Here is an 8,614-nt window from a genome sequence, read left to right as displayed (position 1 = left end):
GTGGGGCGACGCCGGAGGGGCGCAGCCGGGGAGGGGCGATGCCGGGGAGGGGCGATGCCGGGAGGGGCGCAGCCGGGGAGGGGCGATGCCGACGATCCTGCGCGGCGGCCGGTGCACCGAACAATTCCGCGCAGGGAATGGCCGGGGCGCACAGGGAGTGGTTGTATCCCCCGGGTGAGCACTGTGACCGAACCGACCGGCTTCCCCGCCGAGTTGCGGCGCCGCCGGACCGAGCGGCGGATCAGCCAGCTCGACCTGGCGCTGCGGGCGGGCACCACCCAGCGGCACCTGAGCTTCATGGAGCGCGGCCGCTCCCGGCCCGGCCGGGCGATGGTGATCCGGATCGCCGAATCGCTGGAACTGCCGCTACGGGACCGCAACTCCCTGCTGCACGCCGCCGGTTACGCCCCCGTGTACCCCGAGTCCCGGTTGGAGGCCGAGATGCTCGGCCCCGTCCGCGAGGCCCTGGAGGTGATCCTCCGCGGCCATCTGCCGTACCCCGCCGTCGTGCTCCGCCCGTACGGCGAACTGGTCGCCGCCAACGGGGCCGTGGGGCTGCTCACCGAGGGGGCCTCGGCCGAACTGCTCCGCCCGCCGGTCAACATGATCCGCCTGCTGCTCCACCCTGACGGCCTGGCCGGCCGGGTCCGCAACCTCCCCGAGTGGGGCCGGCACGTCACCGAGAACATGCGCCGCGCCCTGGAGCGCCGGGGCCACGCCCCCCGGCTGGCCGCCTTCATCGCCGAGCTGGAGACCTACCTGCCGGCCGCCGCCCCCGGGCCGGACCACCTCGGCTTCGCCGTGCCGCTCCGACTGACCGTCCCCGAGGGCGAGTTGCGGCTGATCACCACCATCACGTCCTTCGCCACCGCCCTGGACGTCACCCTCGCCGAACTCCACCTGGAGGCCTTCCTCCCGGCCGACGAGGCCACCGCCGCGATCCTCCGCGCCAGGGCGGCGGGCTCGTAGGTCAGCGGGCTCGTGGCTTCAGCGGGCGCCGAACTTCTGGTCGGTGGAGACCACCTCGCGGCCGAGCGGCATCAGGGAGATCGGGATCATCTTGAGGTTGGCCCAGCCGAACGGGATCCCGATGATCGACAGGAACAGCGGGATGCTCGTCACCAGGTGGCCGATCGCCAGCCACCAGCCGGCGAACACCAACCAGATCACGTTGCCGACGCACGACGGCGCCCCGGCGCCGGGCTTCTCCACCGTGGTCCGCCCGAACGGCCACAGGATGTAGCCCGCCAGCCGGAACGACGCCACCCCGAACGGGATGGTGACGATGAGGACGCAGCAGACGATGCCCGCGAGCGCGTACCCGAGGGCCATCCAGATGCCGCAGAAGACCAACCAGAGCACGTTGAGCACAAAATCGATCACCTTCATGGCCTCAGCCTTTCACGGCCGGCGTCCGGCGTCTCGCGCCTGAACACGCCCGTCCGGTCAGGCGCGTCGGCGGTTGCTGTCATGGCGGAGCCGGTCGGCGTGCCGGCTCAGGTCGTCGAGGCGGTCGGCCAGGCCGCGGTGCGTGGGGCCGAGGTGCGGACGCAGGCCGGCGAGGGGCGCGAGGAGGTCGGCGGGGTCGGCGGCGGCCAGGGCGGCGTGGACCTCGTTCAGGGCGCGGTGTGCTTCGGCGGGCAGGTCGGTGAGGGTGCTGAGCTGGGCGGCGAGGACGCGGAGGTCGGCGGCGTTGGTACGGGCCCAGGCGGTGACGGTGCGGTCGGCGGCCCGGCGGTCGCGTTCGGCCTTGACGCGTTCGGCTCCGGTGGTGGTCACCTCGCGCGCGCTGGGGGCGGGGCGCAGGCGCAGGTAGCGGTTCTCGGCGGCCTGCCGGCTGGCGACGCCCATCGGGGCGGCGAGGTCGGCCCAGGTGGCGCCTTGGGTCCGTGCCGTCTCCACCAGGCCCGCTTCCCAGCCGGCGAGTTCGGTGCGCAGCTCGCGGAGCAGGAGGAGGGCGGCCAGGGCGGGCTGAGGCCCGGTCATGGGCTCGGGGGCAGGGGCGGCCGGGTCGGTGGCGGCCGGGGTGTGGGCGGCGCGGACGGCGTCGTCTATGGCCGCGAGGGCCATCGCGGCGGCGAGGAAGGAGTCCGGCTCGGCGGGGGCCTCGGCGCCTTGCGGGCGGCTGGGCGGCGTCTCGCGCATCAGTGTCACTTTCTTGGCGACAGGATCATTTGTCATCGGATGGATGACATGCTAGAACAGTTTCAGGTGAAGCGCACTGGCTCCCCAAGCCCAACCACCTGGAGGTGTTCCCCATGCTGATGCGCACCGACCCGTTCCGTGAGCTGGACCGGCTGACCCAGCAGTTCATCAACTCGACCGGCACCTGGTCGCGCCCGACCCCGATGCCGCTGGACGCCTACCGCACCGGCGACGAGTACGTGATCTGCTTCGACCTGCCCGGGGTGGACCCGGAGGCGATCGACATCGACGTCGAGCGGAACATGCTGACCGTGAAGGCCGAGCGCCGCCCCCGCCGCGAGAGCGAGGGCGTGAAGTGGGAGCTGGCCGAGCGCCCGCTCGGCGTGTTCTCCCGCCAGATCATGCTCTCCGACACCCTCGACCCCGAGGGGATCAGCGCCGACTACGACGCCGGGGTGCTGACCCTGAAGATCCCGGTCGCGGAGAAGGCCAAGCCGCGCAAGATCGCCATCAGCCGGAGCGGCGGCCGCAAGCAGATCCAGGCCTGACCCCCAGCCGTTCCGCGCCGCCTCATTCCCCCCGGGGGCGGCGCGGAACACCCCCAACTCACCTCGCCCTGCCTGGACTTGAGCAGCCCCGGCCCGGCACAGCGAGAAGAGCCATGCCCGAGCACACCTCCGTACCCACGCCACTGCGAGCGGACGGCGAGATCGACCTCGCCACCGCTCCCGCCCTGAGCCGCGCCCTGGCCGACGCGCTGCGCGAGCACCACGAGGTGGTGCTCAACCTCTCGCAGGTGACGTTCATGGACTGCGCCGGCCTGGGCACCGTGGTCGCGGCCCACAACGACGCCCGCCGACGGGGAAGGCGGCTCGTGCTGCGCGGACCCGGGCCCGAAGTGGCCCGACTGCTTCGCCTCACCGGCACGGACCGGAGCCTGACCGTCGAATCCTGACCGGCGGATCCGCACCCGCCCCTAACACCAGCAGGAGACGCCATGACCCTGCGATGGAGCGCGTTCCTGGACGAGGTCCGAGAACGTGGCGAGTACAGCACGCCGGAGGAGGCCGAGCGCGCGGCCCGGGTCGTCCTCGGCCTGCTCGGCGCCCATCTGGCCGGCGAGGTCCGCGCTCACCTGGCCGCCAGGCTGCCCGCCGCCCTGACCCTGGTCCTGCTCAACCCGCTGCAGGCCGTCGAACCCCTCACCCCCGAGCGGTTCGTCCGCGCCACCGCCGCCTGGATCGAGGGCGCCACCGAAGCCACCGCCCTGTGGGACATCGGCGCGGTGCTCAGCACCGTCGCGGACGCCGCCGGCGACCAGCTCACCGAGCGCGTCCTGCTCCAACTTCCCCCCGGCTACGACCTGCTGTTCGGCCGGCCGGCACGGAAGATTATCTCCTCGTCGAACACGGCAAAATCTATGCTGGCGGAAGTAGACATCACGGCAGGGCGGGGCTAGTGTTTCTCTCGTAGGAAGAAGTCAGCAGGTCCCGCCAGACACGAACTGGCGGGAGCAGTACCAGAAGTTCGCAGGTCGGCACGGTTGTGGAGTTCCGAAGCCAGGGCAGGTGCAGGACGGCGACGGGACTGGCGGCCGGGCCGGGTGGCCCGCAGTGATCAGGGGCCACCAGTAGGCAGTAACGCAGGTTCGCAGTCACCACTGATGGAAAGACGCAGGGTCTCAGCAAAGGCGCCGGACTGCGGGCGCGCGTGCTGGGAAGTCCGGGCAGTGGGGTTCCAAGCCGAGCAGTCGAGCAGGACGGGCGACGGGGCTGGCTGCCGGACCAAGAGCAGTACCAGCAAGTTGGCAGTACCGCAGTTCCAGCAGTTCGCAGGATGTCCGTAGAGGAAGAACGGAGGGCGCAAGCGCCATCAGGATCGCCCGGCCCGTGAGATGAGCAGTTCTCGTCCGGGCGGACACCGCAGACCCCTCACAGTACGTAAGGACGGTGGTTTCCGGTCACGCATACGCGATCCCCGCAATCCTCCTCTCCCGAGGAGCTGCGGACACAAGGACCGGCCCAGGGCCGGTAGATGGTGAAGTTCCCCTTCGGGGCCCCGGAGCCGCAATGGCGCCGGGGCCCCTCAACGCGTTCCCGAACCAGGTACCAGAGAGAGGTGCAGTGACCACGGAAACCAACCGGCCCCACTCCCCCAGCAGCAGTTCGTTCGACGACGACGACTACCCCGCCTACACCATGGGCCGCGCCGCCGCGATGACCGGCACCACAGCCGGCTTCCTGCGCGCCCTGGGAGAGCAAGGCGTCATCACCCCACTACGTTCCGAGGGCGGCCACCGCCGCTTCTCCCGCTACCAGCTGCGGATCGCGATGCGCGCCCGCGACCTCGTCGACCAGGGCACACCCGTCGACGCCGCCTGCCGGATCATCATCCTCGAGGACCAGCTCGAAGAGGCCCTGCGCATCAACGAGCAGCTCCGGCACACCAAGGAACCCACCTCCGACACCTGACCGGAATGGGCGGCGTGCGCCACGACCGTCGGACACGGCGATGGACGGGGCGGGCCGGAAGGCTCGCCCCGTCGCCGTTCCGGGCGGGGTCAGGGCCGTAGGGCCCGGTCGACCAGCGGTCCCGCCACCCCTAGGTAGTCCTCGGGCCGGCACAGGGCCGCCAGTGCCGCGGGGGTGAACATGCCCTCCAGTTCCGGGAGTTCACCGAGCACCTCGGCGAGCTCGCGGCCCGTGGCCGCGGCGGCTCCGGCCGCCCGGGAGGACAGTGCGCGGGCGGCCGCCCGGCCGAGCCGGGGCGCGAGGACGGCGGAGACTCGCTCGGAGACGATCTGACTGCCGGTCAACGCGAGGTTGGCCGCCATCCGCTCGGGCCGTACCTGGAGGCCGTCGGCGAGCTCCACCGCGGTGTGCGCGGCGCCGCCGGTCAGCCGGAGCGCCTCGCGCAGCAGCTGCCACTCGGCGTGCCAGACGCCGCCGGAGCGCTCGTCCTCGGTGATCAGACACTGCGTCAGACCGGTGGCGATGACCGGCACCTGGAGCGCGGCGCTGCGGATCAGGGTGGAGAGCACCGGGTTCTGCTTGTGCGGCATGGCGGAGGACGCACCGCGGCCGGCCACCGGCCGCTCGCCGACCTCCCCGATCTCGGTCCGGGTCAGGACCTGCACGTCGACCGCCAGCTTCCCGAGCGCACCGGCCGTGAACGCGAGCGCGGCGGCCAGGTCGGCGATCGGGGTCCGCAGCGCGTGCCAGGGCAGGACCGGCCGGGCGAGGCCGGTCTCGGCGGCGAAGGCGTCGACCAAGCGGTCCAGGTAGCCGGCCGGGTCCTCGTCGGTCGACGGGTCGGCGGCGCGGGCGTTCTCGAGGTATCCGGCCAGCGTGCCGGCCGCGCCGCCCAGCGAGACCGGCAGGCCGGTCCGCTCGACCAGCGCCAGCCGGTGGTCCGCCTCCAGCACCAGCTGCCGCCAGCCGGCCGCCTTCAGGCCGAAGGTGGTCGGCACGGCCTGGAGGGCGAGGGTGCGCCCCGCCATCGGGGTGGTGCGGTGGGCCTCGGCCAGCTCGGCGAGCGACCCGGCCACCCGGTCCAGGTCCGCGCGGATGATCCGCAGGGCACGGGCCGCGACCAGCATCGCACCGGTGTCCAGGATGTCCTGGCTGGTCGAGCCGGAGTGGACGTACTCCGCCGCCCCGGGGTGCTCGGCGGCCACCACCTCGGTCAGGGCCCGGACCAGGCCGACCACCGGATTGGCGGTCTCCCGGGAGGCCAGCGCGAGCGCCCGGACGTCGAAGTTCTCGACCCGGGCCAGGGCCGTGATGGCCTCGGCCGCCGATCTCGGCACCACGCCCAGCCCCGCCTGGGTCCGGGCCAACGCGGCTTCGGCGTCCAGCATCGCCTGGAGCCAGGCCCGGTCGCCGACCGCCTCTTCGACCGGGGTACCGGCCCGGACCGGCGAGAGCAGACCGGTGTCCGCCTCCGCCTCGGATGGCAGGGTCTGGGGTGTCACGCGCTGGCTCCTATCCTGTCGGCTTCCTGGTGCTCAACGGGCCGGAGGGAGAGTATGACGCGGGCGATCGCGTCCGAGTCGCCCAGGGTCACGGAGTCCACCCCGGGGCGGATGCCGGCCGCCGTGACCCAGTGCACGCCCTCGGTGGGGACCCCGTAGGCGAACCGGCGCGGGTGCGCCCGCCCCTCGGCGTCGACCACCCGGTACGGCCGGCCGGTCACGTGCAGCCCGCCGGTCTCGTGGCCGCCGGCGCCCGGCGTCCGGTACGGGGTGATCGAACCGGCCGCCAGCAGCTGTCGCTGCAGCGGGTCGGCGGTCCGGCGCAGGTCGGGTTCGGGCAGCCGGGCCTCGATCAGCACCGTGGCCAGGATCGGCGGCCCCGGCACCCGGCCGGACCGGGCGAGGAAGGCCCGGCGGTCGGCGTCGACGCTCACCGTGGTTCCGGGGCCGGTGAGTTCGAGGACGCCCGCCTCGATCAGCGCGATCATCTGCTCGATCCGGGCGGCCGGCGGACCGATCGACAGGAACGCGTTGAGCGGGGTGTACCAGCGCTCCAGGTCCTCACGGTGCGAGTCGCCGGCCAGACCGCCGTGGTCCACCGCGAGCCGGACCTCGTTGCGCAGGTCGCGCAGGACGTCCAGTGCGGCCTTCAGCGGGCCTTGCAAGTTGCCGGCCCGGGCCTCCCGCACGTCCTGGGCCAGGTACTCCAGCAGCCAGGACCGGAACTCGGCCCGGTCGCCGAACTCCCGGTCCGCGCACGGCCGGGTGAGGCGGTCCCAGTCCCAGTGGTCCGCCCGGTCGATGCCGTACGCGTGCAGTAGTTCGGCCCGCTGCCCGTCCCGCTCGGTGGCCAGGTAGAGCTCGGTGAACGGCTCCCGGTCGGCCTGGCGGTCGCGGGCGTCCAGCAGCGCGCCGTAGTACACGCTCTCCACCTCGCGGGCGATCAGCGGCCAGAGGTCACGGCGGAAGTCGAGCGGGGTGCCCCGCGTCCGGAGGGTACTGACCAGCTCGGCGGAGAGCAGCTTCGGGAAGTACCGTCCGTAGGCGCCCTTCTGGTTCTCGCCACGTGCCTGGTAGGGCACACCACGGCGTGAACTGGCGTACAGCACCGGCTCGTTGCCCGACGCGTGGTAGACCAGTCGGCCGTCCTGGTGGGTGAACGTGCCGCCGCGGCCCTCGGTGAGCAGGGCCAGCTGGTCGAAGAAGTTCAGCCCGAGGCCGCGCAGCAGGACGTGTTCGCCCGGCCGGATGGCGCTCAGGTCGGCGTCGGCCGGGTTGCCCGGTGGCAGGTACGTGAGCCCCAGTCCCGCCGCCGTGTCGGCCAGTCGCCGTTCCTCCGGGCCGAGTTCGGCCGGTACGTGCCCCTGGACCAGCACCACCGCGTCCAGCCCGTCGATCGCGCGGCCGTCCGCCAGCCGGACCCGCTGCGCCCCCTCCCCGGTGAGGGCAACGGCCCGGGAACGGTGCACCTGGACCGTGAGGTGTTCCGGAGCGCGCTCGACCAGGCGCTGGAACATGGCCCGCAGGTAGGCGCCGTAGAAGGCCCGGGTGGGATAGGAGTCCGGGCCCAACTCCGCTGCCTCGGCGAGCACGTCGTCCTCCGCCCCGTACGGCGAACGGGCCCACTCGTACAGGCTCGGCCCGGGCTCGACCGGGCCGTCGATCCGTACGCTGTCGTCGGTGAACACGGTGACCTGGGAGGCCACGGTGTTCATCAGCAGGTGCCGCGACTGGTCGGTGCGCCAGACCCGGCCCGCACCGGGCGGGTCGGGGTCGATCAGGTGAACGGTCAGGGGGCGCGGGGAAGGGTCGGCCCGCTCGTTGGCGCAGAGCCGCTCCAGCACGGAGAGACCGCGGGGGCCCGCACCTATCAGGCAGATGTTCATCCGGATGTCGGTCATGACCGGCGCCACCGCGCCCGGACGGGAAGCGAGGCGTGGCCCGCCTCGAGCCGGCGCGGTTCGCGACCTGCCGGCTGGTACTGGTGGACGTCCGACCCCATCGGAGCCGTGCGGATGTTCCACACCAGGCTCCCTCCTGTCCTTGGCATCTGTTGCGGAAAACTTGCAACGTGCGTCTGGAGTGAGGGAGCTCTCGACCACGGTTGACCCGATGATCAGCATCATGCCCAGCGCCGTACGCCGGAGTCAACGCCCGGCCCGGGCTCCCGCGACCCCGGCCGGGGCCCGTGCTCCGGCCAGCCGGCGGTGGCGGCCGGCCGCTGATTTCGTCACCGCCTCCCGCCTGCGGCGAAAATCACAGAAATGGGCCGCCCGGGAAGGGGTGAACCGCATCTTCCCGGGATGCGGGACGGGACAGCAGGCCTGGGACCGCAGTGCGGCCTACGGCGGCAGCTGACCGCTACTGCCCCAACTCGGCTGCCACCAGCGGCGGTTGATGCCCTCCAGTGGACGGGGCCGGCCCCTCCTGAGCGGGCGCCACGAAATCGCGGAGCAAAATGTTCCACCACAACGAGCTCGGGCCTGCTATCGTCGT

General features: G+C 72.7%; 8 protein-coding genes and 1 pseudogene. 5 read left to right on the top strand and 4 right to left on the bottom strand.

Annotated features, from left to right (window positions below; all coding sequences use genetic code 11):
* Positions 1–174: 174 nt before the first annotated feature.
* Positions 175–969 carry a helix-turn-helix domain-containing protein gene (locus tag ACZ6ZR_RS31865; protein WP_465648308.1) on the top strand — a complete coding sequence of 265 codons (795 nt, stop codon included), beginning with the start codon at positions 175–177 and terminating at the stop codon, positions 967–969.
* Positions 970–987: 18 nt separating this feature from the next.
* Here ACZ6ZR_RS31865 and ACZ6ZR_RS31860 read toward each other — a convergent pair whose 3' ends face one another.
* Both ACZ6ZR_RS31860 and ACZ6ZR_RS31855 read right to left on the bottom strand, forming a co-directional pair.
* A complete protein-coding gene (locus tag ACZ6ZR_RS31860) occupies positions 988–1,389 on the bottom strand; it encodes a YccF domain-containing protein (RefSeq protein WP_465648307.1) in 402 nt (133 codons plus the stop codon).
* Between the two features lie 57 nt (positions 1,390–1,446).
* Positions 1,447–2,145, bottom strand: coding sequence for an HSP18 transcriptional regulator (locus ACZ6ZR_RS31855; RefSeq protein WP_465648305.1), 699 nt, complete (start codon positions 2,143–2,145; stop codon positions 1,447–1,449).
* A 113-nt stretch (positions 2,146–2,258) separates the two neighbouring features.
* Here ACZ6ZR_RS31855 and ACZ6ZR_RS31850 point away from each other — a divergent pair, with 113 nt between their 5' ends.
* From ACZ6ZR_RS31850 to ACZ6ZR_RS31835, 4 genes and pseudogenes are all read left to right on the top strand, one after another.
* On the top strand, positions 2,259–2,693 hold the full coding sequence (locus ACZ6ZR_RS31850) for an Hsp20/alpha crystallin family protein (protein WP_465648303.1): 435 nt from the start codon (positions 2,259–2,261) through the stop codon (positions 2,691–2,693).
* A gap of 113 nt (positions 2,694–2,806) precedes the next feature.
* Positions 2,807–3,100: an STAS domain-containing protein gene (locus ACZ6ZR_RS31845; protein WP_465648301.1), complete on the top strand. Its 294-nt coding sequence runs from the start codon at positions 2,807–2,809 to the stop codon at positions 3,098–3,100.
* A gap of 42 nt (positions 3,101–3,142) precedes the next feature.
* A pseudogene (locus ACZ6ZR_RS31840) lies at positions 3,143–3,526 on the top strand (DUF2267 domain-containing protein); the annotation flags it as partial.
* 817 nt (positions 3,527–4,343) lie between these two features.
* Positions 4,344–4,616: a helix-turn-helix domain-containing protein gene (locus tag ACZ6ZR_RS31835; protein ID WP_465648406.1), complete on the top strand. Its 273-nt coding sequence runs from the start codon at positions 4,344–4,346 to the stop codon at positions 4,614–4,616.
* 89 nt (positions 4,617–4,705) lie between these two features.
* Here ACZ6ZR_RS31835 and ACZ6ZR_RS31830 read toward each other — a convergent pair whose 3' ends face one another.
* Positions 4,706–6,118 carry a nitrosuccinate lyase gene (locus ACZ6ZR_RS31830; protein WP_465648299.1) on the bottom strand — a complete coding sequence of 471 codons (1,413 nt, stop codon included), beginning with the start codon at positions 6,116–6,118 and terminating at the stop codon, positions 4,706–4,708.
* On the bottom strand, positions 6,115–8,019 hold the full coding sequence (locus ACZ6ZR_RS31825) for an FAD/NAD(P)-binding protein (RefSeq protein WP_465648298.1): 1,905 nt from the start codon (positions 8,017–8,019) through the stop codon (positions 6,115–6,117). Before ACZ6ZR_RS31825 ends, ACZ6ZR_RS31830 begins: the two co-directional genes overlap by 4 nt.
* Positions 8,020–8,614: the final 595 nt, after the last annotated feature.

This window comes from Kitasatospora sp. NPDC088742 (genome assembly GCF_055584905.1).
The sequence above is the reverse complement of the archived record's forward strand: the minus strand, read 5'-3'. Positions and strand labels throughout refer to the sequence as shown.

Coding starts and splice junctions, on each gene's coding strand:
- ACZ6ZR_RS31860 (WP_465648307.1), bottom strand. CDS start 1,389: ATGAAGGTGATCGATTTTGTGCTCAACGTGCTCTGGTTGGTCTTCTGC.
- ACZ6ZR_RS31855 (WP_465648305.1), bottom strand. CDS start 2,145: ATGCGCGAGACGCCGCCCAGCCGCCCGCAAGGCGCCGAGGCCCCCGCC.
- ACZ6ZR_RS31850 (WP_465648303.1), top strand. CDS start 2,259: ATGCTGATGCGCACCGACCCGTTCCGTGAGCTGGACCGGCTGACCCAG.
- ACZ6ZR_RS31845 (WP_465648301.1), top strand. CDS start 2,807: ATGCCCGAGCACACCTCCGTACCCACGCCACTGCGAGCGGACGGCGAG.
- ACZ6ZR_RS31835 (WP_465648406.1), top strand. CDS start 4,344: ATGGGCCGCGCCGCCGCGATGACCGGCACCACAGCCGGCTTCCTGCGC.
- ACZ6ZR_RS31825 (WP_465648298.1), bottom strand. CDS start 8,019: ATGACCGACATCCGGATGAACATCTGCCTGATAGGTGCGGGCCCCCGC.